Here is a 25,247-nt window from a genome sequence, read left to right as displayed (position 1 = left end):
GCCGCCGAACTCGGACGCCAGTTGGTCCGCGACGCGCGCTGATAATGCGCGCCGTCGGGGCGCACCATACGGACCTACGAACAATTTGTGTCTGCAGGAGAGAGCGGCCTCAACGCCCCTCTCTCGCTGCCGATTTGCCTGGCCTACATGAAGTCGTAGTCGTCCTCCCAATCGGGCGTCCTATTTGCTGCACGTGCCGAGCTTTCGGCATGCCTGCCATCGCTCTCCTCAGTCTTCGCAAGGTAAAGCGGAGGCTTGTCTGCTCGCTGCCATTCACCCGCGCTATTGTTCGTCCACTTGTCGGACCGTGTGGGGTCAAGCACCATCATCGAGTCGCTTACATCAACAAAACCGAGCGTCGCGGCCCGGTTCCTTGCCGCCTCGTTTATCGGATGGGATAGCAGCAGCGGGCTGTCGCCATCCAACCGAAGTTGATGCTCTAGCAAAATGTCCCCTGCATTATCCACCAAGGGATGAACGACCCGAAAATCGACCGTCGAGGTAATTTCCTTCCGTCCAGGGAATAGCCTTTCAAATTTGGCGCGCGCACGCTTATCTTTGAACACCTCTTTGAAGGGAGCCCCACTTTCCGTGCGCAGAAGTCCGACACTTTTCTCCCCAAGCTGGTAGCTGAAATACCTCGCATCTTCTGAACCTTTTCTCCCGGAATCATAGGCAACCTGTGCAGTCCGTGCGGCCTTATTTGCGATCGGACCCGAATATCTCTGCGGGTTACTGGCGATCTCATGAATTTCGTCGCCATAAAAATCTTCCACCTTTTCGAGGAATTCGTTTCGAGAGAGCTCCACCACAGGTGGCTCGGAGGCGAGGAAGTAGGAGCGTGAACCGCTAGCGGAAGAAGTCGCATAAGAGCCCGGATCTGTTATGTGCATTCCAGAAAAGGCGTCTTCGAAGCTTCGCCCATATGCGTCGAAGGTGGACTGTGTCGTCTCATCACTGTCGTGATAGGCCGCCCATGGAAAACTGGATGAGTCGTTGATTCGATTGTACATGGACTTGGTATTCCTTTCAGGGAAGATGATTTAACCGAGCATGGGCCGGTCGGGCCGAGCGGAGATTGATAGTCAGCCTGTCTGACGAGAAACTTACGGCCCTTCTCAATAGGACTTAACACCTCACGGCTGTCACTGGATCTTTCGTGCTCTCTGCCCGGAGGTCCCGTGCGATGCCCAATGCTTGCGCCTTCCGATCGTTATGGTCAGATCCGATACCGACCCAGAGCCCGTCAACCATAGCGACAATGACGGGTTCGATTTCGCCGGAACTGTCAGGGCCGAGTACGGTGAGGCAGGTGTCCTGGGTTCGCGTTTTTGCGGCGACGCGGTAGTAGTGCGGCGTCGTAGATGGGCGCGGAATGCCGAGCGCGGTGAGTTTTTCGATATGGTGCTCGATCGCCGCGGCATCCCTGCCCGCCCACCGGCAATGACGAGAGAATCGATCTTGACGCTGACACGCTCTTGGTCGGTCGACGTGGTCAGGATTTCACCGCGCTCAATCTGCAACGGCGATCCGATCGAGACGGGTCGCCTCAACCTTGTGATGAAGCCAATGCCAACCCGCGTCACGGCGGATTGGATGGCGCAGCAGTAGCGAGCTGCGCACTCCGCGCTTCGTCTTCAGAGAATTGGCGACGTCGAGCGCCCAGACAGGGCCGACGAGTCACACAGCCGCACGCCCAATATCCAACACCATGGCAGGTCTGGATACCTGTGACGCTCGCGCAAACCATGCCAGCGCGTCGCTGGAGCGATGACTAGAACCGCCTGATGCGCCGGCCGACATAGGAACACACGGGCACAAGTTGGCTGACAACCTAAATGAGACTGCAAAGATTCTGGGCGCTTGGTCGAGCGTTCCCATGATAACAGAGCAGCCGGGGCCGAAATCCGAGGTGCGTGTGGGCCTTTGCGGAGGTGTGACAGATGGCGGATTTGTGCATGATGCACCTATTGCCTTGGACAAGCTGAAAACATCGATTACGTGAAGAGAGGCTCATCGCTGCGCCGATCCGGAACGGAAGATGCGACTTCGAAAAGATTGGGCTCCGTGGGGGATTTCGATTGGCAGCAGAGCGGACAACTGCAATCGCGTCCACACTGAAGCTCTTTAAGGCGACTCGCCACATCGCCCGTTCTGAGCGATTTGGCCGGTGGCCACCCCAAAAACCCTTCTGCTTCATTTGTTGAGATTGGGGACTCTCGGGCCTGCCAAAGGGCGTAAAAAGAAGCCGCCGCCGAGGCGGAGTCCGGGCGGCTGCTCGGCGCTTTGCGCTGCAGCAATTAGCCCTGTGTCCCGACGATCTTATTGCCTGACAGAACGAAGGTCTTGGCGTTCACATCGCTATCCCGCGAGCCCTTCTTTTTTGCCCGCACCAGCGTCGCGTGTTCAGATGATGCGCCGGAACCGGCCGAATCCGCGGCATATTTGCGAGCAACCTTGGTCCATTCCTGAGCTACTCGATCAGGTTTGGTGGGCAGCGCACTCGAATCCTGCCCCTTTGGGGGGAATCCAAGGGCTCCCAACCTTCGAGCGGGCCAGTAAAAAAATCGGATTTTCCCGCCATGACATCACCTGTCGTAAATGGGTCGGTTGCCCATCATATAGTCCTTCACCAGGTAAATTGTCTCAGAATTTTCGATCGCGAGTGGAACGCCTTTTCGGTGCCTCAGAGTCCATCTGGCGACGTCCGGCGCGGTGCAGAATCGGCATCGTCGCGCAACTCGTGCGGTGCGGGCGCATTCAGATCAGTAAACGACTCAAGACCGCCGTAGATGTCTGACGGAGGCCTGATAGACGACGACCGTCCGGCGACGTCCGGCGCCGGCGCAGAGTGAGCATCGTCACGCAACTCGTACGGTGTGGGCGCATTCAGATCAACGAATGACTCAAGACCGCTGTAGATGTCTGACGGAGGTCTGACAGACGACGATGGTCCGGCGACGTCCGGCGCCGGCGCAGAGTGAGCATCGTCACGCAACTCGTACGGTGTGGGCGCATTCAGATCAACGAATGACTCAAGACCGCTGTAGATGTCCGACGGAGGTCTGACAGATGACGACGGTCCGGCGACGTCCGGCGCCGGCATAGAGTGAGCATCGTCACGCAACTCGTTCGGTGTGGGCGCATTCAGATCAATAAACGACTCAAGACCGCCGTAGATGTCCGACGGAGGCCTGACGGACGACGACGGTCCGGCGACGTCCGGCGCCGGCGCAGAGTAAGCATCGTCACGCAACTCGTACGGTGTGGGCGCATTCAGCTCAACGAATGATTCAAGACCGCCGTAGATATCCGACGGAGGCCTGACAGACGACGACGGTCCGGCAATGTCCAGCGCTGGTGCAGAGGCTCCCGCGATGGTGATCGCGGAACACTCGTGCCGCCGACCGGCCTCGCGATCGCTTTCCATGACGGGCAAACCGGGTTGCGCAGGGTCCCGAAACCTCGGTGCCTGGCCCGTCCCAACGATGTGCAGGCGGTTTTGAAGCAATGCCAAATCCGCGTCCGTTAGTGTTCGATCCCTGCGCGTGCTAATCACTTCCCTGTACGCGGCAACATCTGCCTGAAACGCATCCTGCTGCTGCTGGTCTCCGTTAAATCGGCCGGCTATGCTCCCCCTATGTCCGTTCAGGAGCCACTCGCTCAGATAGCGAAGACGGGTGGCCCGCATATGAATGGACCTCCTCTGCTCACCGGTCGAGGCTCCATGCTCACGCGCGGCGTGCTGCACCGCGTCGTTGATGAGGCGAGCGTCCTCGGGATAAGTTCGTATGGCGCGTGGGGGGCGACCGAGTACCTCATCCAACGACGGGAGCGTTCCGGGCAGAAGCTTGTTCACCGACGACACGACACTCCGAGAGCCGCCACCATTGATATAGTCCCGCACATCGGCTTGAAGGGACTCATCGTCACCCCGGGCGGCTAGCGGGGCCTTACTGTTCTCCCGGAGCCAGATGCTTAGATTTTGTATATCAGTTCCCGCGTTTGCGACGGAACGGTCGGGTACACCTCTGCCCCGGGCTGTTCGCTTAGCTTCGCTAATAAGCGCCACGTCCTCCCCGAATGCTTGGTCGTGATTGCGCCTGGCGCGCCGGCCCGGCCCCGAACCGCCTCGCAATTCACTCACGTGCTCTTCAAAGTTCGCTTGGAGGCTCGCGTCGCTCGCTTGTTGCCCCTCCCCAATGTCGGCATTCTGCTGTGCAATTTCAGAGGCCGACGGGTTCAAGTACGAAGGGTTGAACTGCGAACCATCCATCCTATGCTCCATCTGAAAAAAGTGTTCCGCAAAGAGCCCTCGGAGCCAGATTTGGTGCAAAGGCAGGCGACAGATTGAAGGCGGTGGGCATTTCGGTGAAGATCTGACCGCCGAAGTCCGAACTGCGAACTGCGAACAACAAGCCTGTGTTACCGCCGCGCCCCGGATCTCCGATGATTGCGCGCGCCCTGTCTCCCCCAGGCTCATTGCCATCGGCGGGCGATCGACTTGCGGGGCCCACCTTCGATCCTAGAAGAGTTAGCTTTCGAGAAGCTGACTAGACGAATGAAGGACCGAGGGACAGGCGCGCCTCATTTTGGGCAGGCATTTCGGTCGTGAGCCGTGCGCGCTTCAAGATGAGGTCTTGATCGAGCACCTTGCCGGCAAGGTGCTCGACACGGCTGTGATCGCTGAACTCGCCGCGCGCGAATTGATTTCTCGCGCGGCGTCGGTTGTTTGGGGTCGGGTCTGTTGTTCCTTGCCCCAGTTCGGTGGTGTAGGATCGACGACTCCTACGGGGATCTGACGTCACTGTTGCAAAGCAGCTCATGATCATGGAGTCTTAAAGGGCCGCTCGTTAGCGGCTCGCCATCAGGCCGCTTTCCTTGCGTCGCGGGACCGATGTCGTCGACAGCAAGCCAACCCTTTCTATTCAGGGCGCCGATCAGGGCATCGGGAGCCGGCTGGCGGCCATGCTTCCATCCCAATTCGACGACATGTGTGAAGTAAGTCCTCCGCCGCCACGTTGACCTGTGGGGCGCAACTGCGCCGGCAGGTCCAAATGGCTCGAAGCCGCGCTGGACTGACCAGGCTTCGGTCGCTCAAGAGCCCGAGGCTAAGGATGGCTCGGCGCTCGCAGACTGCCCCCGCGATTTCTTGATTTGAAGGCGGCTAGTCTGATAGCGACATTTGCTGCGCCCTCCCAAATTCCATCCTCCGGGCAATCAAGTTCGACAATCGGTGTGCTGGAGCGCCGGATCAAAGACCATGCCATGCCAAGCACTATCAGCGTACGGTGCAAGAAGAATCCTTCGAAGGCTCGGAGGCGTGATCGGCGGCTGACATGCGTCCGGCCTTTTGCTGCGACTGTCACATGCTGCTGACCCCATATGGACGTTCGCGGAACGTCCGAATTCAACTTAACGTGCTCGAGGCGCGTATCCCTGACCTGGTTTTGCCGATCCTGCCTCCTGACCGTTGCGCCATACTTTTCCGGTTGACCTTTTCACAGTCTCACGGTCCCTGCCGCGGACCTACTTCGCCGCAGCCGAAGCCCGGTAAGTTCTGTTAGACGGTCGCCAACTTTGCTGGGGCGGAGCGCTGACGGCGCAGCTCCCGAGAAAGACCAACGTGGTTCCTATCGCCGCATCGTTGCGAGACTCGTCAGCTCGTCGACAGCTAAGCACCTCATAGCAGGAGAAGTGTCTACCGAGACTGACAGGTCGGCTTGTTACCATCCGCGGTGACAACTACCGGCCAGCGCTCCTTCCAGCGCATTCCCTTAGATGGCGACAGGAGAACGAGCATTGATGAACACAGGGCGGGCCGAGTCGGGCGCTGGCATTCCTTCCGAACAAGGCCACCGGCAGGGGTGCCTATGCGGTCTCACCCGGGCCGCAGCGCAGTGGGTCGAAGCCTTGACTGGAACGCGCTCGTCCGCTCCTCCGCAGGAGTCGCAGGATCAGATCCTGGACGCTTGGGTTGACGAATTCGGTCGCAGGCCGGACGAGGACCGGCACGAGGCGGTCAGGCGAATCAGAGCCTGGCGAGAGAACGCCTACGACTCTGCGCCGCTGCCGCTGAATCTGTCATCGCTGTCCCTGACAACCTTGCCCCCCGTCCTTCCGCCGGACCTCCAGCAGCTCGACGTCAGCCGCAATCGGCTGACCAGTTTTCCCGAGACGCTTCCGGCTGGGCTATGGGATCTCAACGCCAATGAGAACTGGCTAAGGAGCCTTCCGGAGACCCTTCCGGCGGGGCTCCGGCAGCTCAACGTCAGTAGCAACCGGCTGACCGGTCTGCCCGATAGCCTCCCGCCTAGGCTCCTGCGGCTCTACGCCAGCCGCAATCGGCTGACCAGTCTGCCCGATACCCTCCCGCCAGGGCTCCTGCGGCTCTACGCCAACAGCAACGGGATGATTAGTCTGCCCGATACCCTTCCAGCGGGACTCCGGCAGCTCGAAGCACGCGACAACCGGCTAACCAGCCTGCCGGAGAGCCTGCTATCCCAGCTAGGTTCTGGGTGCAGGATTGAGCTGGCGGGTAACCGGCTGCCCGAGCGGGTGCGGACGAATTTGGCGGCAGCCTTGAATGCACCGGGCTATGCCGGCCCGCGGGTCTTCTTCTCGATGGGCGGGGAAACGGCGGTGGATCAGGAACGGCCGCTGGCCGAGGCGGTCGCGGACTGGTTGAAGGGCGAGCCGGAGGCGATCGCCGCCTGGCAGAACTTCGCCGACGAGGCGGGCGCCCCGGAATACGCGCTCTTCCTCGACAAGCTGCAGAAGACTGTGAATTATGATAATCCCCATTTCCAGCAGGTCGTGGCCGAGGATCTGCGACAGGCAGCGATCAGGCCGCAATTGCGCCAGCAGTTTTTTCAGCTGGCTTTCGGGGCGAGCGAGACCTGCCAGGATCGGATCACCCTGACCTGGAACGGCATGCAGACCGCGCGTCTGAACGCTGATGTCGAGGATGGGGCCTATGACGATCGGCTCGGTGAACTCATAAAGCAGGCGCGGGTCATGTTCCGCCTGAACGCGCTTGAGCCGATCGCCCGTCAGAAGGTCGACTCGCTCCGGTTCGTCGATGAGATCGAGGTTTATCTCGCCTATCAGGTCAAGCTACGTGAGCGGTTGGACATGCCGCTCATCGCTCCGGACATGCGGTACTTTGATGTCGCCCACGTCACTGAGCACGACCTCACCGCAGCCGAGACGCAGGTGCGGAATGAGGAAGCGGCGGGGTTCGCCGACTATCTGGCAACTCGCTGGCAACCGTGGGAGAAGGTCGTGAGCCGGATCGCTCCCGAAGCGCATGCACAGATACAGGAACGGCTCATCGAGGCGATGGTCGAGGAGTTTCCGGGCCGCCTTGAGCAACGGCTCGCCGATCATCACCTCACCGGAGACAGCGATGCCGAGGTGCAGTTCGGAGCCCAGATCCGCGAAGAGATCGCCCGCGAAATCAAGGGCGCTCTGACGCGCCAGGTGCTTGAGGACCACGCGATTGAGCTGTGAAGTGGCGATTTAGTTGCGAGGGAGTGCCTCAGTCCTTGCGCGAAGGCGTTCCCGTGTCCAGCGTTCGCGTCGAGGGCTAGCGACAACCTAATTTTGTCACGAGGAATCCCTCGTGCTGGCGCGATTGCTTGTCGAGATAGCGCTTGTGCACAACCATCCTACTACCCCCTACGATCGCGCGCGATCACGCTTGATCCCTCCTACGAGATTAGTGTTTTCCGTCATTGCGCAGTGGGGGCGGCTAGGGCAATGGGAGCGGGTCTAGGGATAGAGGACGCGCTTCCGATCCCAGCAAAGGATCCCTGTTCTGCCTCGACCGAGCCCAGTTGCGGACAGAAGAAATGCCGTCCCAAACCTGACCGACACCGCGATCCGACACGCGCTCAAGCGCGTCGAACTCAGCCCCGCCGTCGCCGCGCAAGTTCGCTCAAACTCGGCGACCAACCAGGGATGATGTCGATAAAGAACCTCGCGAAGAACGGTACTGTGGGCGTTCTTGAGCCTTGTTATTTAACCAAACAAGGCTCCATTCCGCCCTCGGATATATCGCCCCGATCGAGATGAAGCTAAAGGCCGCCCAAACCCGTCCACTTTCTCTGGGAAAGATCAGCCGTTCTGTTCGGCCCCCATGCGGCACTCGCGAGTCCAGCCGAGTGCAGCGTGACGTCGCAATTCGAGGCGCAATTTCAGCATCGGCATAGCCGGCCAACGAGTTGGCGGGGAAAGACCGGCAGATCAGGTTGTCACGACGGCCCTTCCGAAGGGCTGTCAGGTCGCTCGGGAGCAGCTACTTTGACAACAGTTTCTATTTCCCATTGGAAATCGTCGCCGACATTCGATGCTGATGGCGCAGAAGCCTCTTCTCGCGTCAGTTTTGCAGGTCTCAGCAGCCTTCACGTGTTGGCTCTTCGCACGATGATGGAGCCTCTTGGCCCTTTAGCAGGTCAATAGATGGGTCATTCCAATTAGGCGGTGTCTGTCTGAGGATATTCAGAACGAAGAAGTCCAGGAGCTTGAGAAGGCTGTAAGACCCGGGCGTTCCGTGATCCGCGCCTGGGACCACAAGCATGTCGAAGTATTTTCCTGCCCGAATAAGTCGGTCGGCCAGTTGAAATGTAGAGGATGGATCGACGTTGCGGTCCAATTCGCCCACGATGAGCAGCAACTTGCCTTGCAATCTGTGAGCGTTGTCGACGGAGGAAGACTGCGAATATTCAATACCGACCGGCCATCCCATCCACTGTTCGTTCCACCAGATCTTGTCCATACGATTATCGTAGCAGCCGCTGTTGGCGACGGCCACCTTATAAAAATCGGAATGAAAGAGCAGTGCGCTCACCGCGTTTTGACCGCCGGCCGAGCCACCAAAAATGCCGACGTTCGAGATATCGTACCACGAAAACTTCGCGCTCGCCGCCTTGTGCCACAAGATCCGGTCGGGGAAGCCGGCATCCTTCAGGTTTTTCCAGGCAATGTCGTGGAATGCACGCGACCGGTTGTTCGTGCCCATTCCATCAATCTGAACGACGACAAATCCAAGCTGTGTGAGCGGCTCCACAAAGGCCGAGAAAGACTTCGGAACGAAAGAACCGGTCGGACCGGCGTAAATCTTTTCAAGGACCGGATATCGGCGGCTTCGGTCGAAGTTGATCGGGAGATGAATAATCCCCCATATTTCGGTCTCGCCGTCCCGGCCCTTTGTATGGAACGTCAGTGGCGGCTGCCAGCCAGCAGCTACGAGCGCGGAAATATCGGCGCTCTCGACCTCCACGACCTCCGAGTTGTCAATGGTTCGGTACAGCATTAGGCGCGGCGGGATATCGCTCCGTGAGCAGAAGTCTAGATAGTAGCGACCGTCTGGCGAGAACTCGATGTGATGATTGGCCGTTTCGGGCGTGAGCGACGTTAGTCCCGTGCCATCGAAGTTGATGCGGTAGGCGTGGACGAAATAGGGATCTTCCCCTTTATTCATCCCGCTTGCACTGAACCAAATCTGGCGCTTGATAGGATCTACGTAATGGACGGAACGGACTACCCAAGCTCCACGCGTGATCTGGTTTTTAAGCTCGCCAGTACGTCCATCGAACAGGTACAGATGCTCGTATCCGTCGCGTTCGGAGGCCCAGATGATCTCCCGCCCGTCCTCAACGTCGTAGCGGAAGGTCTTGCCAGTGTTCCACTGGTCCAATCTTAGGGGCTGGTAATCGATGAACGTCTTGCTGCGCTCGTCGATGAGAGTTCGGACGGTGCCTGTAGCCGCTTCGACCTCGACGAGACGATAAAGCTGATGGCCTCGTTGATTGTACTCGAAGGTGAATCCGCGGCTGTCCTTCCACCATCGGATGCGAGAGAGGCCATAGGGGTTTGGGAACAACGCATTGTCGATTGCTATCGCGCGACGATCACCGACGTCGAAAAGCACCGGCTGTGGCAATGCCAGAGCATCGCCGGGCTTCGGGTATGTCATCGTCCAGTGCCTCGGTTGGCGCTGGTCGCTTGGGGATGATTCGAGGTAATGAACCTCCCGTTTTTGGCCCGGACGGATGCGGTAAGCTGCGAGGCGACGCGAGTCTGGAGACCAACTTAACGTCGAAAACGCATAGTAGTTGCTTTCAGATCCGTCCCAAGTCAAAGGGATGTCCTTCGAGCCCTCCTTGCTGCGCAGGAATAGATTGAAATCCTTGGCATAGGCGAGCCATTTCCCGTCAGGCGACACGCTTGTTCTCTCAGGATCATTTTCCACAGATGGCGTATGATCGTATCGGTTCTGCTGGTCGATTTCGGAAAGCTTTGTCTCGCTTGAGCAAGCGTAGTTTACAAGTTCGCAGCTCCAACTGGCGTCCTCAATCTCAAAAGTTATTCTGCCACCATCGTCAGCGAGCTCAAACCGCTCGAATGGCAGATTATCGGCATTATAGTCTTTTTGGCTTACCCGGTTCAGCGCAGCAGCTAGCTTCTTATGATCGAAAGCTGGCTGTTTTCTGCCGTTGGCAGCATTCACGAGTATGAATTGGCGCTTTCCGTTACTCGTCAATCGATAGGCGAACGATGCACCATCTGCGAGCCAGAACGGGACCTCCGGAGCATCGATCATCAGTCTGGCATACTGATCGTTTATCGTGAGCGCTCGATTGTAATCGGAACGACGCAGGACCTCGTCTTCCGTGTTGCCTTTGGAACCGTTCACGGCAGCCGCCTCCTGCTGAGCTAAGAGAGCAATCATCAAAGCGCCGACCTTATACATGACGCCGAGCTTATGCATGACCTGGTCAGCTGTCCTCTTCTGCCGGATGCCGCGAGCATGTCGAACGTAACAGATGTTGCGCCAGCGCTTAGCTCCCTGGGCTGACTCATCTGCTTCTGGAGCACAGAAAGCCTTGATCGTCCCGTCAACTTGGTACTTGCAGAAATTATGCCAACGAGGCGCAATGCGCATCGGTTTTGGTCTTGAGATGTGGATGTCGTCTAGATGACATTAGAGTGCCGATGCACTCCGCGCGTCTGAACTCGGACACGGTGAACCAGCGGGACATCACTGCCAGCACGATCGATCACGCACAAAGAGCGGCCAGTCGATCGGCTATGATCGCCGGCATCTAGAGATTGATTGAAGCAATGAGGAAGACGCATTTATCGAGCACGCACGTGCATCAACAGCCGAGACACGCGGTGTTCAGGTAAAAGAGCGGCACGCTGTTTGCTTCATCCACGATGTCGTCTCGGATGAGCCTGGCAAAAGGCGCCCCTGGGAAAAAGCACATTGGAGCGATTGATGCGATCTCAAATTCTCTTTTGGAATAACGTCCAATATCGTCGCAAACGCAGTTCAGCTGGTAACGAGGATTTGCCGCAATGACAAACAATCGACGTGAATGGATGGTGGGCGTGGCGACGACGGCATTTTGCGGTGCGGTCCAGGCGGGCGCCGCGACGGCCGCGTTCAAATTTCCACTGCGGGCCAATCCACTGCCGCTGACCGATGTGCGCCTTCGCCCTTCACATTATGCGACCGCAGTCGAGCGCAACATCAAGTTCCTACTCTCGCTTAGCCCGGATCGTCTACTGCACAATTACCGCAAATACGCGGGCCTCAAGCCAAAGGCGACGATCTATGGTGGCTGGGAGTCAGACACGATCGCCGGACACACCCTCGGCCACTATATGAGCGCTCTCGTGCTCGCCTGGCAGCAGACTGGTAACGGCGAGTGTCGCCGTCGGGCCGATTACATCGTCGAGGAGATCGCGCTCTGCCAATCGAAGCGTGAGGACGGCTATGTCGGTGCACTCGGCCGAAAGACAAAGGACGGCCGGATTGTGGATGGTCAAGAAGTATTTGAACAGATCGAGCGCGGCGAAATCGAGCCGCATCCGTTCAATGTCAACGGCTCGTGGGTCCCGCTCTACACCGTTCATAAGACACTAGCGGGGCTTTTGGACGTCCATGCGGCCTGGGGCAATGCGACAGCGCTTGAGGTCGCCATTATGCTTGGCAGCTACGTCGCGCAAGTCTTCGCTGCACTAACCGACGAGCAAATGCAGAAGCTGCTTTCGTGCGAGTTTGGCGGCCTGAACGAAAGCTACGCCGAGCTATATGCGCGCACGAGCGATCAGCGCTGGCTGATGCTCGCCGAACGCATCTGTGACCGCGAGCTTTTCGATCCTTTAGTCGCGTGCGAGGACAGACTTGCCTACATGCACGCCAATACACAGATTGCCAAGGTGGTCGGTCTGGCGCGCATCCATGAGCTTTCCGGCAAGAATACTCCCGGCGATGCGGCCCGCTTCTTCTGGGAGCGCGTAACGCAGCACCACAGCTATGTCATAGGGGGGAACGCCGAACGGGAGTATTTTTTTGAGCCCGATACGACCGCGCGTCACCTCATGGACTCGACATGCGAGCATTGCAACACTTACAACATGCTCAAGCTCACAAGACACCTCTATTCCTGGGCACCGAATGGCGCGCTATTCGACTATTACGAGCGCGCGCATCTCAACCACGTCATGGCGGCACATAACCCAGAGACGGGCGGCTTTGCCTACTATATGCCGATGGGGACCGGTGTGGCGCGCAGATATTCAAGGCCGAGAGAGGAAGTGTTCTGGTGCTGCGTTGGCACTGGAATGGAAAGCCACGCGAAGCACGGCGATTCCATCTTCTGGGAAGGGGAGGACACGCTGTTCGTGAATTTGTACATCCCTTCCACTGTACAATGGCAAACCAAAGGCGTCGCACTCACTCTTGAAACCGAGTATCCCTTTAAATCTGAGATCAAGCTCACATTTGCTGCAGTGGAGCTCGACAGGTTCGCGGTGGCACTGCGCATTCCTGGCTGGGCGAATGGGCGCGCTGATATCAGAGTAAACGGTGAGTCCGTACCTTCCAAGCCGGTTAATGGCTATGCCGTGATCAACCGGAGCTGGAAAAAGAACGACGTAGTCTGCCTCAACCTGCCGCTGGAACTGCGCTTCGAGACGGCTGGAGGTTCTCAGGATGTAGTCGCCGCCATGTACGGTCCCCTCGTATTGGCTGCGGATCTCGGCTCCGCTGATATGGCATGGAGCGGAGTCGAACCTGTATTTGTTGGCGAAGAGGGATCAAGGGGTCTTGAGCCGGTCGTTTCGGATCGCCTTCTCTTTCGGGCGCAACGCGTCACTCGCCCCGCTGACCTCACCTTCGTGCCCTTTTACAGTCAGTACGAGCGGCGTAGCGCGGTCTACTTCAAGTGTTGCGCCGAAGCGGACTGGAAGCAGTAGAAGCCTGAATAGTTGGGAATTGGCTACTCCAAAGCAAGATTGCCGCGCGTTCGGTCGCGTTTATGCAATTCGACCAAGTTGGACTGAACACGGCTCCCTGTCCGGTTGTCTTGGCCGGCTACTCGCTTGATCGAATGGACAGCTAGCATCTAGTCATGATGTAGCAGTCGTGCGCAACGAGGACGTCACGCCAAGCGCACTCGGACCTCGGGGCACAAGTTCGCCGCGGAGGAATCATGAATGCGAATCGCCGCCTGCGCGTGGGTACTTCCGCTCACTTCCACTGGGACCCAAAGACAAACATGCGTTTCTGCATTGTCGGCACTTTTGTCTTCAATCCTAGAGGAGCTCGGCTTACTGCACCTGAACCACCGCCACAGCCTTCCCCGGCAGGTCGAAGACCAGCTTTCCGTTCGATACTTTGCCGCTGAATGGCGCAGGCTGAATGATATTCGACTTCTCAAAGCTATTGTGCGCATCCATGGCATCCCTGTCAGAATCCGACCGGTTGCCGCTTTCGCTGACAGGCCAGCGATGCTTGTCGTCAGTCACGCCGAATTGGCGGGATCGCTGTTGACAAGCGCGAGATAGAGCTTCCCATCCGCCCCCCGGGCAGCAGAGACGTCCAGCGCCATGATCTACACGCCTCGATGCGTATCGTTTGGTATTTTGATTGCGGTAGCAAGGGGTGTTGCGTCCAAGGGCTGGTACATATCGAAGACGTGATAGGTTGGTGTCAGCAGCATGCGCGGCCCGTCCGTCAGCATAGCCTGGAGCACGTTCACCATCTGAGCGATCGCCGCCAGCTTCACCACAACGTAGAAGGCTAGCCAGGATTTAAGCGAAATCTGTCCTCCAGAACTGCATGAGTTGAAGCAAAGAGGTTAGTTTGACCCGAGCATTCTTCCTTTACGCTGGACCAAACGGGAAGACGAACAGCTTCGGGAGCTTGTCGATGCAGGCGCGCCCCGGTAACCTCAATTTGCGAACTGCGACCCAGCGGAGTTTTTCCGCGCAGGCGGTCGGCGTCAATCCGAGGTCTTTCACGCCATTATCAAGGAGTTGCCGATTGCCTATGAAAGTGCACGGGTTGGGCGGAACGGTTATGATTTGCTATCGTCGTCCGCCAGGAAGTCAGCGCGCCGGTGGTCGAGGACCTAGAGAGGGCAATGCGCGATCAAAGCCGCACTCGATGTCACCAGATATCTACTACGCTGGAGCGCGCCCAACCTCTTCTGAGATCGCGCTAGACCATCTGCATTTCAAGGCCTGACCGGCTTGGGTCCTTGAGTTGTGAGTGCTTCCCGAACCCGCTGCACTTTGCACCCCAAGTGAGCCAAAAAGAGTGCGACGCTGCTTAGGCTAAAACAGCTCGTGATATTGCAATAGCTCATCGGCATAAGTATCAACCTCGGATAGCACTGACGTAGGCGTTCGACCGACACCATTCGCCCCAGCGATGCTTTGTGTCCGAAACGGAGTCCTGATTGGGGCGTGCTGGAGAGCTAGCCGGAGACGCTTTTTCGTGCTGACTGCTTGAGGCATGGCTCATGACAGCTCACACTTACCGTTGGAGAATGATTACCTCCTCGTCTTTGCCGCGCGTCGCCGAGCCTGCTGAACTTTTCTTGCTGCCGATTCTGAGCTTGCTCTCGGAGGCGGCTTCTCGTTCATGACTTCTTGCGCTGAATGGGCGGGCGCTGAAGGGATCCTGCGTACGGACCCGCGATGATTTGCTGCGGGTCAGTTGCAGCCTGCATTGGAGGACGACTTGTCAGCAGCCCGGACGCCGAAGCAGCCTGTACCGGCGCGAACTGCGCAAAGGTCTCCCGGAGGTCGACGCGACGAAGGGTCGCAAGCCGTCGAAGCCGGGCGCCTACAAGGCCAAGACGACCAACAAGTATCTCGGCCTCGTGTTGACTGTGCTCAATCATGCCGAGCGGATTCTAAAAACCGATTTCCCGGACAAGCCGCGTCCGTCGGACAAGGACGACGACGGCGTTCCTCTGCTCGAGCCCGTCCAGCCGCGAAGCCGCTATCTGACGCCCGAAGAGGAGCGCCGGCTCGAGGAGGCCTGCAAGGACGAGCCCGACCTCATGGACATGTGGAAGGCGGATCTCCAGCTCGGTCTGCGCGAGACCAACCTGTGCGAGGCGCGTTGGGAGAACTACGATAAAGACGCGCGACTGCTGACCGTCTATCTCAAGGCAAAGGGCCAGGAGGACTTACCGCATCAGGTGTATATCACCGACGAGGCGCTCGAGATTCTGAAGCGGCGCGAGGGCTTGCATCCGGAATTCATCTTCACCCTGCCCTGCCGAATCGCGAACTGGCTGGACGGCGAGTTTCGCAAGAAGGGCGAGCACATTCCTGTGCTGCCAGCGCTGTTCTATTCCCGGATGAAGGAGGCCTGGACGAAGGCCAAGATCAAGAATCTCATCATCCACGATTTCCGGCGTACCGCTGCAAGGCGCGTGTATCTCGAGAAGGACATCTACGCGGCCAAGGTCTTCCTCGGGCATCGCGACATCGAAACGACCGCCGACTACATCAGCCTCGGACCGCTCGAACTCGCCGAGGCCCGCCGCAACATGCTTCTGAACCGCCCGAAGAACTGAGGAAGCGTGGCGACACAAGCGGCTTCTCGCCGTACGCAGATCTCCTAGGAAATTGAGAACTTGGTCCGGGATGCGTCGGATGGAAATGCGCGAGCGTCGATGATAACGCTGCTGCCATGTCAGCAAGAACACCGATTACCGGACCGAAGCAGCCCCTGCTCCATCTCTACCTCGATGAAACCGGCCCTCGGCATCCCGACAGAGCGGCCGTCCAGGCGAAACACGGCAACGACTGGTTCGCGATGGGCGGCATTCTCATTCGTGCGGAGGACGAGGCTACGGTGAAGAACGCCCTGGCCGATTTCAAGAAGCAGTGGCCACAGATCACGGCGCCGCTGCATCTGACGGACATGAGGTCGGAGAAGAAGAAGTTCGCCTGGATCGGCCGGCTCAAAGGCGCCGACCGGGACAGGTTCTGGTCCGGCTATAGGACCTTTCTCGCCAACATCCCCGTCGCCGGCGCAGCGTGCGTCATCGACCGGCCCGGCTATGTCGCCCGCGGTTACGGGCAGCGAGACGGTGATTCGAAGTGGCTGCTTTGTCGAAGCGCGTTCGACATCGTGGTCGAGCGCGCGGCAAAACTCGCCAAGCAGCAGGAGCGCCGTCTGAAGGTATTCTATGAGATGGCCGACCCGGCGACCAATCGGATGATCGAGGGCTACTTCTACAACATCAAAGACAACGGGATGGGGTTCGACGCCAAGAATTCCGCCAAGTACCTGCCGCTCACCGCCGCCGATTTCCAGCATGTGTTGTTGGACGTCGAAGGTAAGGACAAGTCGAACCGCCTCATGCAAATCGCCGACACCTACGTCTACGCCATAGCGCGGGGCAGCTACGACCGAAAATTCAACATCTACAGGAGATTAGCGGAGGCGGGCCGTCTGGTGACGAGCCAGGTTCCAGCCGAACACGCCGCGATACTGGGCGTGAAAACCTATTGTTTCGAACAGGTTACGGTCGCCAGAAACAACAAAGGCCGGGTTTGACCCCGACCTTTGTTGCGGCCCCCATACGGAAGACCTGCAGGCAATGCCTGATCCGTAAATACATGGGATCCGTGAAAGTTCAATGCACTTTTTGGGATCGTCCCGGGAGAACACCAGAAAGGGACCTGATTCTGCCGCCTGCGAACGGCACCTGACTTCAGGTCGATTTGTTCCGCTCGCGCGCAAGGGCGCGTTCCTCACGCATCCGCTCGATCTGGGTCTCGACGTATTGATCGACAGCCGACGTCGACTCTTCGATGCACTCGCGGAATTCCGCCGTGTCGTCCATGAAGGTTCGGTACATCTTCAGGGCCTTGTGCGGGTCGGTTTCGCGGCGTAGCCGCTCCGATCGCTTCCTCCACGTCCCGATCGGATCCGACTTGAACTTGAACGGATAGTTCTGTTCCAGCCACTCCACGATGTGACCTCCCGGGAATCCGTTGTTCCGCGCGAACACGCGGCCTTCCTCGCTAAAGGCCAGGCGCCACGACTGGCTGCTGACGACGACTTCGTCGCGGGTCGCCCTGCGTCGTGCATTTGTCGCGATGTAGCCGATGTAACGATCCTGCGTAGCGATCACCTCGTCCAAATGTCCGGCCAACGTCTCGGAAAAACGCTTGTCGTCGTGTCCCGACTTTGCCGTCAGCGCTACACAGGCCGCCCGGTACTCCTCTATGAAGTTCGTGAAGAACTTGTCGGCCGTAATGTATTTCTTCGCGCGCTCCGGAATGCTCTGTCCGGGGCTATAGCCCCATGACCTGATCTCATAGTCCGCGCAGAGCCGACGCGTCAGTTCGAAATAGAAGGCGTCGAGAACCGGCAGCACCGCTTCATGCTGAAGTCCGACATGGTAGACGTCGTTTCGAAACTGATGGGCGATGCGGATGCTCTCGCCGACCTCGGTATGCAGCTTTCCGATGAGCGTTACGAAGCGCACCTTTTCGTCGAACCAACGGCCCAGCGCCTTTTCGAGCGCTTTCTCGTGCTCGTAGGCCTTCTTGGTCCATGAGTTGGCTTTCAGTTGCTTGCGCTTCTCCTTCGCGTGCTGATGCAGAGTTAGTTCCACGATGTTGTCGCTCAGCATCAGGGCGAATCGCGCGTTGTTGGGATCGCCATGCGCCAGATGCTCGGCCGCGAGATCGAGCTGCTCGATGGTTCCTGCTAGTCGTGTAAGCATCTTAAGTGCACCCGCTGCGCCATTCCATGACCGCCCAATGCCTATGGTATGACGGCAATCCCGTCTCTCTCAAGGGCACGGCCCGCGCAGTCGAGAACCAACCGCTCGATGATCGCACCGAAATCGCAATGAATCACCCACGCCGTGACGCTCGAAGGGACGTCCTCACTCGAACCGCGCGCTTAGCTGCCTGTCTTCCTCCGCTTCCTTTCGCCGCGATTCCTCGATTTGAGACCTGATGCGAGCAAGCGCGTCGGCTTTCTCCCTCTCAAGCTCGGGATCGCCGCCAACATCCAGTCGCTCCAGAAGCTTTTGGCGGCCTTCCATCTTCGAGGCCCAGGATCCGCTCCAGCTACTGAAATAGAGGCGCTTGACGATCAGCGGCAGCATTGCCTTCGGATCTGGCGCAGCTTTCAAAAGCAGCGTCGGCAAAGGCCGTCGACTGCAGCGGGGCCGCCTCGCCATCCTTGCTGAAAAGCATGCCGACACCGGCCGCGATGGGATAGCGCACGGCTGGATCAAAATTGCACCAGGCGAGCAGTGTTTCCGGAGGCACGTCACCGAGCGGGCTGGCGCGGCGCCGCGTCAGGGATTCCGTGAAGCGAATGCCGGCACCCACCGACTTGTCGTCGCCGGTAAACATCTCGTCAAGCATCGCGGAGGGTTGAACGGAAAACAACGCCTTCACGAGATCGTCGTAGTCTTGCGCGCGCAATCTATAGTCGGTGGATGCGCTCTTCAGCTTTCGAATAATCACCCGAGCGACGCTTTCGCCCTTTTTATCCGCGAGACAGACTCTGGCGAGCGAGCCGAGTTCGTGATCTTCGCGCTGAACCTGGGGCCTGGAAGAACTGCCAAGCTCGAACATCGCGAGTACGTGGCGCCCGGCCTCTATCGTCTCGGGAAGTGGCGCACGCTTGTCGGCTCGATCGGAGACCAATCTCATCGATATCATGTGCAGCGCTGCGTCGACGCCTCCTTTCTCGGAAATCGCGAGAACCAGGTCGCGAAATGCAGCGCCGGGAATCGGATCGGACGCCCGGCCCCAAGCCAAGAGCGAATAGCGGTCCATGGGCGCGTGGCCAAGTTCCAGCGAGCGGTGAAGGCGGACGACACCCTTGTCGTCGATGACGACGCTGGCCTGCAAATAGGGGAGCCAAGGTGCCAAGACCGGATTGACCAGCGCGTCGTCCAAGATCGAATTGGTCTCGTCGGGATTCGTTGTCTGCAGTCCGGCGAGAAAGCCGCCCATGACGTGGGGATTTCCGTTCGGATTTGCGGCCAACTGATCGACCAGCGAGCTCCATAGGTCCACGGGGTCTTCGGCCGCGTGAGCCAACGCTCTGCCGAAAGGCCCGAGGCGGCCGCCACCATTGAGCAATTCCGGGAGGATCGCCTCGAAGGATGCGCGGTCGCCGGCAACGTCCCTGCCGAGCCGTTCGATGGCCGCCGCGGCTCGCCTTTCCGAGGCTGCAAAGTCATACGAATCGATGTCGTCTATCTCTTCGTCCAGATCGTCGTAGTCGATGCCTCGGCCCTTGGCATCCAGCACGATACCGCGAACTTTCTCTACAAGGTCCCTTGGTCGCAGGCATTCCTCAAGATTCTTGAGCCGAGCCAACGATTCCGGGCGAAGGCGCTTGCCCTCATGGACCCGTGTCTGCCGGGCGGCTATCCAGCCATCACGCCAAAAGCCGTTGGCGGCAAAGGCGCGCGACGCTCGCTCCAGTTCGTCGCAGACTTCCGCATTGACCCAGAGGCCGCGAAATTCGGCGGCGACCGCCTTTCTTGCCTCCTCGGCACCGGGCGCGTCCGAGCCGCCAACGTCCTCCGCAAGCTTCAGTGCAGAACCGTACCATTGCGCGATGTCGGCGTTAGTCCTCGGATGATATCCATGATCACGTGAGCGCGCTCCGAATTCAAAGACATAGCTTGATGAGAAGTGATCGGTCCTCAGCATGGCTTCCAGCGATCTCGCGCCGAGTCCCTGTCGCTTGGGCAGATCGGAACGGAGGAGATCCCCGATGAGAGTCACCCGTTGGTCGGGCGTGGCGTGTGTTCCCGAAAGGTAGATGAAGCAAAATGAGACGATCACACCGCCTGCATCATCGTCGATGGGAAGCTCCGTCTCGGTCGCATGAAACTTCAGCAAGAGCGCGACAGCCCGTTCGAAGAACTTTGCCTCATAACCGAGCGAGCGGATCAAGCGGATGAAATGCTTGGAGCGCTCCAATGTCGGAGCGTCCGCCTGTTCCACGGCCCGTTCCAATACTGAAAGGACGGCTTGCGGCATCACGGGCGCGACGTTGACGAAAATCTCGTTTCCCAGATCGGAAAGATTCAGGACGTCGGATAGAAGTCCACCGGGTGCGAGCCAGGCCGCTACGATCGAGCGCGCCTCCTTGCTGCCATCCAGGAAGCCGAGTCGCCGCGAAAAGGAGCGCAACAGCCGCTCTGATTTTCCTTTGATGATCGCTGCGTCGATCTTCTGCGGATGGAGGTTGTCGAGCGCCATCGTGGCAAGACGATTTGCGATCGCGTGCGGCAACACCGCCCGCCATACACTGCGCTCCTGCAACAAGTCCCGACGCCGCAATTCACGGGCGCCGCTATACATTTCGTCCGCGGTCTTGCCGATCAATCCGCCCAAGATAGGCAATTCGGCATTGTCACCTTCCAGATCATGGCCCTGAAAAGAGTAGACCAGCGCAAAGGCCTGCGCGATGAGGAGAAGCGATTCATCGTGTTGGTGGCGCTGATGAAAAAGCCGACGAAACAGCTCGGCATCATTCAGTCCGACGACCGTTTCATCCTTCTGCACCGTACCTGCCAATGCAATCGCAATGCGCGCGTTGCCGCCGGAAAATTCCGCGATAGTGCGGCAATCGACTTGTGAGAGCCGCGGAAACCGCCGCGCAACGAGCTTTTCGATCAGCTCATCGGATGACGCCTCCAATGAAAAGACGTCCGTTCCTTCAGGTTGATCTTCACGAATGTCGTATTCGACGGTGATGACGCTGAGCGTGCTGGCGGGCACACGCACGATTTCGGAAAGCTTCTGATGAAGATCAGGCGGGCAGTTATCGATGACCAAGATCATGCGCCTGCCGTCGGCCAACAGGTCGGATGCCATTCCGGGCGGCTGGGGATTTGGACTGTCGGCAACGTTCGTGTAGGCAGCGAGCGCCGGATCGAGGCCGTTGGCGCCGATCTGCTCATCGAACAGCGCTTCTAGCAGCCGCGTCTTGCCAACGCCGGACAAGCCGACGAGGCGCACGACGTGCCCCGGCGTTCGGAGAATGTCCCTGATGCGGTTGATTCCGTCGATGGCTGAGAAACCATCCCCCTCATCCTGACTTCCCGTTTTGATTCTCGCGGAGTCGTCCGCGAGATAGTCCCGGTCATTGGTATCGGTGGAGTGCGACCAAGCACCATAAGGGCGCCATCCCGGGATGGCCTGGCCGATTTTTTCGCGCACCCACAGCGTAACGCCCGCATGGTCCCTTACCCATGTAGCTATCCGCCCGCGGTCAAGAAAGTCGAGCGTAAGCGTGTCGGCATCGGGAACACCCAGCATCGCTTCGGACATCGCATCCCGGCGGCTCTTCAACGCGGAATCCGTCGTTGAACCGTCGGCACTTACGACGACGTAGGCACCCGACTCTTGGGAAAGTGCGACGATGGACGGCCTTATCACTCCCGCGGGCCGCATCTCATCGATGATGGCCGACCTCGACATGTCGGACTTCTTGACTTGATAGCCGGTCGAGGGTCTTGGGATGAAACCGTCGATGACCGTGGTGACCGGAAGCGCGACGCGAACGTCGATCCCTGCGTCCGTTGCGTTCTGGTCACCGCCCCATGTGACCGCCGAGACAGGAAAGCGCCGGCGACGCATCTCGGCTTCGCACAGCATGCCGACCAAGCTGCGCAAATCCGTATCATTTAGTTCGGCAATATGGTCGCCGGTGATTTCGAACATGTCGCCAACATGGGCCAGGCCGGTCTAGCGGTCAAACATGGTGATCGGCCGCGCGCATCGGACACAATGCTCTGTGCGTCGGCCGGCCAATATCTGTGCGTTCATCCTCGTGACTTTGCCCAGGCGCGAACGAGCGACTCCTCCTCCGCTCTTGCGTTGCGTCCGATCTCTTCCACCTCGGCCGCGTTGGTCAGAAATATCTGCTGCCGCTCCGGCGGAATCTTCCACTCCGTCAGATCGAGGTTCAATCGGCGTATCACGTAGTATGCCAGCGCAAGCCTGGAGTTGAGGACGAGCACGCCGTCCTCCATCCCGTAGTCGAGCTCGATCGCCTTCTTCTGCGCGGGAGCGAGCGCGGGATGCGGGACGATCTTCAAGGCGACCATCGTGTTCCAGACGACGTCGTTGGTCGGATCGACGTCCGACGGCCGGCTGTCGCCGACCGAGAGGATTCGGGACAGCACGAAATCGCGAAACGAGAGACGCTCGGCGCACCACGCCCTCACGTGCCATCGATGACCGTCGAAAGCCAATGAATGGGGCACGATGCCGCGCCGGCGCGCGCTGGTCAGCGATTGGTATTCGACTTCGACCTCACGCCGCCAGGTGATGGCCTTCAAAAGGGTCCGCAACGTTTCGGCATCCACGCTTCGCGCCACGGTCGGCATCACCGCCGCCGGCGGCGGACTCCCGAACCAGGTGTCCACGGCCGGCACCGCCCCGTTCAGGATCGCGTCCAGTTGAATCAGATAGCGATCGGCCGATAGCCTCAGAAATTCGGGATGAAACTTCTCGGACGGCACATAGGCTTTCTCGGTGGCGTCGTACTCGATGTTGCCTGGCGCCGCCTCCTGGTATGAGCGAAGGTCCGCCGACGCCTGCGGCGTCGACACCCCGAACCGATCCTCAAGATCACTGCGATTGATCCGTCCGAGCCAGTAGGCCCGCCATTCGATCAGCTCGAAGCGGCGCTGAAGCCCCCAGCGGATGTCGTCCTTGTCAGCCATGACCCTTATCACGAATAGTTTACTGACCCGTCGGTTTTCCGACCCGTCATTTATTGACGGGTCATAAGACAATACGTATAGATAGCTGACGGGTCGCCAAGGGGATTGTGGTCCCGAGGGGCGACCCGCGCAAGGTTGGCGTCGGCTTGCGGACTTCTTTTTCCACCGACCCGAGGAGAAACAGATGTCAGATCATGACGAACCGACCCGGGCGCTCGGCCAGGGTGCCGACAAGCCCGATCACGACCGGGGCCATCGGGAGATCACCATTATCGTCGACGGCGACCCCCGTCAGGTGCGCCGCGACAAATGGATCGTGAGCGAGCTCAAGGCGGAACTCGGGATCGACCCGGCCAAGGTGCTGGCGCAGATCACGCCGCACGGTCTCAAGGACCTGGACGACAACGCGAAGATCGAACTGCACGATCGTGAGCAGTTCATGACCCACGCCCGGTCCGGTGGCTCCTCATGATGAACGACGCCGGGGGTGCTCTCGCGGGAGCCGTCATCGAGCCGGAGCTGGCCGCGATCGCCGCGATCTGCTCCGGCACCGTGAAGTACATGGAGGAGGCCGGACGGCGCTACGTCCACATGGTCGGACTGCGCTTCCTCGTCCGCGGGGCGGACCAGCAGATGGATGCGCTTCTCTGTCTCGACTATCCGAACGGGACGTATCCGACGAAGCTTTATCTTCCGGCGAATCTGGGTCTCGGACTGAACTGGAACGAGACCGCGTTCATCCTGGCGAAGAACTGGTTTACTTGGTCATGGAGCGGCGTGTCGCCGAACCAACCCCCCCTCGCCATTTTAGGCGGTCATCTGGAGGCGTTCCGATGAAGATCATCTTCAGAGCGACGGATCGGTTTCTCGGCGACGTCAGGCGGGATCTCGCCCGTCCTCATGCATTCGCGGCCGAACGCGTCGGCTTCATTTCAGTGCGCGCGACGGCCGCCGGCGCCGACACCTTGATCTTGCTGGCCGCCGACTATCATCCGCTCGCCGACGACGAGTACGTCCACGACATCTCCGTCGGAGCGATGATGGGCCAGGAGGCGATCCGCAAGGCGCTCGAAGTCGCGCTGATGCGATCGGTCGGCATGGTCCACGTTCACATGCACGAGCATCATGGCCGTCCGCATTTCAGCAGGATCGACGTGCGTGAACAGACCAAATTCGTTCCCGACTTCTTCAAGGTTCGCCGGGAGATGCCGCACGGTGCCGTCGTCCTCAGCCACGACCAGGCGAACGGCCGGATATGGCTCGACCGTGACACGATCGTGAACATCTCGGAATTCGACGTCGTAGGCCGCCGTCTGACGATCGACGTCGTGCGCCCGGGCGGTCTGGATCGTCTGGCATGACCGCGCGGGGCGATTTCAGCCGACAGAGCTTTCTCGGCGAGGATGCCGAGCAGGTGCTCGCGGAAACCCGCGTCGCGATCGTGGGCCTGGGCGGCGGCGGCTCGCACATTGCGCAGCAGCTCGCCCACGTCGGTGTCGGACATTTCCGCCTGATCGATCCGCAGGACATCGAAGACAGCAATCTCAACCGACTCGTCGGCGCCACCCAGGACGATGTGATCAACGGCACACCGAAGGTCGAGATCGCCAAGCGCGTCATACGTTCGGTTCGTCCGTGGGCCGACGTGGAGGTTTCGAAGACCGAGTGGCAGGCCGCCGCCGATCTGCTGAAGGACGCGCACGTCGTGTTCGGATGTGTCGACGGGTATCGGCAGCGCATGCATCTCGAAACCGCCGCGCGCCGGTTCTGTCTGCCGTACATCGATGTCGGCATGGACGTCACGCGCCTCGCCGATCGGCATTATGCCGTCGCCGGACAGATGATCTCGACGCGACCGGGCGGCCCCTGCATGCGGTGCCTCGGCTTTCTCACGCAGCAGCGCCTCGACAGGGAAGAGAACGACTACGCCGACGCCGGCATCAATCCCCAGGTAGTCTGGACGAATGGAACTCTGGCTTCGCTGGCCGTCGGCGCGTTCATGCGTCTGCTGACGCCCTGGTTCGACAGTTCCACCGAATTCGAGTGGCTCGAACTCGACGGCAACAACCAATTGGTGTCCCGCAGCAGGCAGCCCGATTATTCGATCAAGGGACCGTGCCGGCATTTCACCTCCAATGACCTTGGCGACCCGTTCCTGGACCTGAGCCTCCGGCGAGCGCCGAAGGATTCGTCATGACGGGATCT

18 protein-coding genes are annotated in these 25,247 nt (G+C 59.3%); 8 read left to right on the top strand and 10 right to left on the bottom strand.

Annotated features, from left to right (window positions below):
- Positions 1-143 precede the first annotated feature (143 nt).
- From KUF59_RS06335 to KUF59_RS06325, 3 genes are all read right to left on the bottom strand, one after another.
- Positions 144-1,013 carry an Effector protein NopP gene (locus tag KUF59_RS06335; RefSeq protein ID WP_258768842.1) on the bottom strand — a complete coding sequence of 290 codons (870 nt, stop codon included), beginning with the start codon at positions 1,011-1,013 and terminating at the stop codon, positions 144-146.
- Positions 1,014-1,128: 115 nt separating this feature from the next.
- Entirely contained in the window at positions 1,129-1,377 is a 249-nt protein-coding gene (locus KUF59_RS06330; protein WP_258769956.1) for a DUF2848 family protein, read from the bottom strand.
- Between the two features lie 1,309 nt (positions 1,378-2,686).
- Entirely contained in the window at positions 2,687-4,276 is a 1,590-nt protein-coding gene (locus tag KUF59_RS06325) for a hypothetical protein (protein WP_258768841.1), read from the bottom strand.
- Positions 4,277-5,805: 1,529 nt separating this feature from the next.
- Here KUF59_RS06325 and KUF59_RS06320 point away from each other — a divergent pair.
- Positions 5,806-7,512, top strand: a complete 1,707-nt coding sequence (locus KUF59_RS06320) for an NEL-type E3 ubiquitin ligase domain-containing protein (protein WP_258769955.1) — start codon at positions 5,806-5,808, stop codon at positions 7,510-7,512.
- Between the two features lie 883 nt (positions 7,513-8,395).
- Here KUF59_RS06320 and KUF59_RS06315 read toward each other — a convergent pair.
- Entirely contained in the window at positions 8,396-10,756 is a 2,361-nt protein-coding gene (locus tag KUF59_RS06315) for a S9 family peptidase (RefSeq protein WP_258769954.1), read from the bottom strand.
- 608 nt (positions 10,757-11,364) lie between these two features.
- On the opposite strand from KUF59_RS06315, the gene KUF59_RS06310 reads away from it, so the two are divergent.
- A complete protein-coding gene (locus KUF59_RS06310) occupies positions 11,365-13,269 on the top strand; it encodes a glycoside hydrolase family 127 protein (RefSeq protein WP_258768840.1) in 1,905 nt (634 codons plus the stop codon).
- Between the two features lie 354 nt (positions 13,270-13,623).
- Here the strand turns inward: KUF59_RS06310 and KUF59_RS06305 are convergent, their stop codons facing one another.
- Both KUF59_RS06305 and KUF59_RS44225 read right to left on the bottom strand, forming a co-directional pair.
- On the bottom strand, positions 13,624-13,821 hold the full coding sequence (locus tag KUF59_RS06305; RefSeq protein WP_258768839.1) for a hypothetical protein: 198 nt from the start codon (positions 13,819-13,821) through the stop codon (positions 13,624-13,626).
- An 86-nt stretch (positions 13,822-13,907) separates the two neighbouring features.
- Positions 13,908-14,036, bottom strand: coding sequence for a hypothetical protein (locus tag KUF59_RS44225; RefSeq protein ID WP_408918108.1), 129 nt, complete (start codon positions 14,034-14,036; stop codon positions 13,908-13,910).
- A 966-nt stretch (positions 14,037-15,002) separates the two neighbouring features.
- Between KUF59_RS44225 and KUF59_RS06300 the strand changes: the two genes are divergently transcribed.
- Positions 15,003-15,887 (top strand): tyrosine-type recombinase/integrase, encoded by an 885-nt coding sequence (locus KUF59_RS06300; RefSeq protein ID WP_258768838.1) that lies wholly within the window; start codon positions 15,003-15,005, stop codon positions 15,885-15,887.
- A 116-nt stretch (positions 15,888-16,003) separates the two neighbouring features.
- The gene (locus KUF59_RS06295) at positions 16,004-16,876 is read left to right on the top strand and encodes a DUF3800 domain-containing protein (RefSeq protein WP_258768836.1); all 873 of its coding nucleotides are present in this window, start codon (positions 16,004-16,006) and stop codon (positions 16,874-16,876) included.
- Between the two features lie 157 nt (positions 16,877-17,033).
- On the opposite strand, the gene KUF59_RS06290 is transcribed toward KUF59_RS06295, so the two are convergent.
- The 4 genes from KUF59_RS06290 to KUF59_RS06275 form a co-directional block, all read right to left on the bottom strand.
- Positions 17,034-18,053: a hypothetical protein gene (locus tag KUF59_RS06290; protein WP_258768834.1), complete on the bottom strand. Its 1,020-nt coding sequence runs from the start codon at positions 18,051-18,053 to the stop codon at positions 17,034-17,036.
- A 165-nt stretch (positions 18,054-18,218) separates the two neighbouring features.
- Positions 18,219-18,443: a hypothetical protein gene (locus KUF59_RS06285; protein ID WP_258768832.1), complete on the bottom strand. Its 225-nt coding sequence runs from the start codon at positions 18,441-18,443 to the stop codon at positions 18,219-18,221.
- The gene (locus tag KUF59_RS06280) at positions 18,406-22,035 is read right to left on the bottom strand and encodes a hypothetical protein (RefSeq protein WP_258768830.1); all 3,630 of its coding nucleotides are present in this window, start codon (positions 22,033-22,035) and stop codon (positions 18,406-18,408) included. The genes KUF59_RS06285 and KUF59_RS06280 overlap by 38 nt, the downstream gene beginning before the upstream one ends.
- Positions 22,036-22,136: 101 nt before the next feature.
- Complete coding sequence (locus tag KUF59_RS06275; protein WP_258768828.1) at positions 22,137-23,042, bottom strand: BrxR family helix-turn-helix transcriptional regulator; 906 nt, start codon at positions 23,040-23,042, stop codon at positions 22,137-22,139.
- A gap of 184 nt (positions 23,043-23,226) precedes the next feature.
- Between KUF59_RS06275 and KUF59_RS06270 the strand changes: the two genes are divergently transcribed.
- Genes KUF59_RS06270 through KUF59_RS06255 form a run of 4 tightly spaced genes read left to right on the top strand, consistent with a single transcriptional unit; the run spans position 23,227 to position 25,239 of the window.
- Entirely contained in the window at positions 23,227-23,514 is a 288-nt protein-coding gene (locus tag KUF59_RS06270) for a hypothetical protein (RefSeq protein WP_258768826.1), read from the top strand.
- Positions 23,511-23,879, top strand: a complete 369-nt coding sequence (locus tag KUF59_RS06265) for a hypothetical protein (protein WP_258768824.1) — start codon at positions 23,511-23,513, stop codon at positions 23,877-23,879. The genes KUF59_RS06270 and KUF59_RS06265 overlap by 4 nt, the downstream gene beginning before the upstream one ends.
- Positions 23,876-24,403: a hypothetical protein gene (locus KUF59_RS06260; protein WP_258768822.1), complete on the top strand. Its 528-nt coding sequence runs from the start codon at positions 23,876-23,878 to the stop codon at positions 24,401-24,403. Before KUF59_RS06265 ends, KUF59_RS06260 begins: the two co-directional genes overlap by 4 nt.
- On the top strand, positions 24,400-25,239 hold the full coding sequence (locus KUF59_RS06255; protein ID WP_258768820.1) for a HesA/MoeB/ThiF family protein: 840 nt from the start codon (positions 24,400-24,402) through the stop codon (positions 25,237-25,239). Before KUF59_RS06260 ends, KUF59_RS06255 begins: the two co-directional genes overlap by 4 nt.
- Positions 25,240-25,247: the final 8 nt, after the last annotated feature.

It is taken from the genome of Bradyrhizobium arachidis, assembly GCF_024758505.1.
In the GTDB taxonomy this organism is placed as follows: domain Bacteria; phylum Pseudomonadota; class Alphaproteobacteria; order Rhizobiales; family Xanthobacteraceae; genus Bradyrhizobium; species Bradyrhizobium manausense_C.
The sequence above is the reverse complement of the archived record's forward strand: the minus strand, read 5'-3'. Positions and strand labels throughout refer to the sequence as shown.

What these genes read in the sequence shown, in the direction of transcription:
- KUF59_RS06285 (WP_258768832.1), bottom strand. Translation starts at nt 18,443, where the DNA reads ATGCTGCCGCTGATCGTCAAGCGCCTCTATTTCAGTAGCTGGAGCGGA.
- KUF59_RS06260 (WP_258768822.1), top strand. Translation starts at nt 23,876, where the DNA reads ATGAAGATCATCTTCAGAGCGACGGATCGGTTTCTCGGCGACGTCAGG.
- KUF59_RS06255 (WP_258768820.1), top strand. Translation starts at nt 24,400, where the DNA reads ATGACCGCGCGGGGCGATTTCAGCCGACAGAGCTTTCTCGGCGAGGAT.
- KUF59_RS06275 (WP_258768828.1), bottom strand. Translation starts at nt 23,042, where the DNA reads ATGGCTGACAAGGACGACATCCGCTGGGGGCTTCAGCGCCGCTTCGAG.
- KUF59_RS06310 (WP_258768840.1), top strand. Translation starts at nt 11,365, where the DNA reads ATGACAAACAATCGACGTGAATGGATGGTGGGCGTGGCGACGACGGCA.
- KUF59_RS06320 (WP_258769955.1), top strand. Translation starts at nt 5,806, where the DNA reads ATGAACACAGGGCGGGCCGAGTCGGGCGCTGGCATTCCTTCCGAACAA.
- KUF59_RS06295 (WP_258768836.1), top strand. Translation starts at nt 16,004, where the DNA reads ATGTCAGCAAGAACACCGATTACCGGACCGAAGCAGCCCCTGCTCCAT.
- KUF59_RS06270 (WP_258768826.1), top strand. Translation starts at nt 23,227, where the DNA reads ATGTCAGATCATGACGAACCGACCCGGGCGCTCGGCCAGGGTGCCGAC.
- KUF59_RS06335 (WP_258768842.1), bottom strand. Translation starts at nt 1,013, where the DNA reads ATGTACAATCGAATCAACGACTCATCCAGTTTTCCATGGGCGGCCTAT.
- KUF59_RS44225 (WP_408918108.1), bottom strand. Translation starts at nt 14,036, where the DNA reads ATGCTGACGGACGGGCCGCGCATGCTGCTGACACCAACCTATCACGTC.
- KUF59_RS06315 (WP_258769954.1), bottom strand. Translation starts at nt 10,756, where the DNA reads ATGTATAAGGTCGGCGCTTTGATGATTGCTCTCTTAGCTCAGCAGGAG.
- KUF59_RS06290 (WP_258768834.1), bottom strand. Translation starts at nt 18,053, where the DNA reads ATGCTTACACGACTAGCAGGAACCATCGAGCAGCTCGATCTCGCGGCC.
- KUF59_RS06280 (WP_258768830.1), bottom strand. Translation starts at nt 22,035, where the DNA reads ATGTTCGAAATCACCGGCGACCATATTGCCGAACTAAATGATACGGAT.
- KUF59_RS06265 (WP_258768824.1), top strand. Translation starts at nt 23,511, where the DNA reads ATGATGAACGACGCCGGGGGTGCTCTCGCGGGAGCCGTCATCGAGCCG.
- KUF59_RS06325 (WP_258768841.1), bottom strand. Translation starts at nt 4,276, where the DNA reads ATGGATGGTTCGCAGTTCAACCCTTCGTACTTGAACCCGTCGGCCTCT.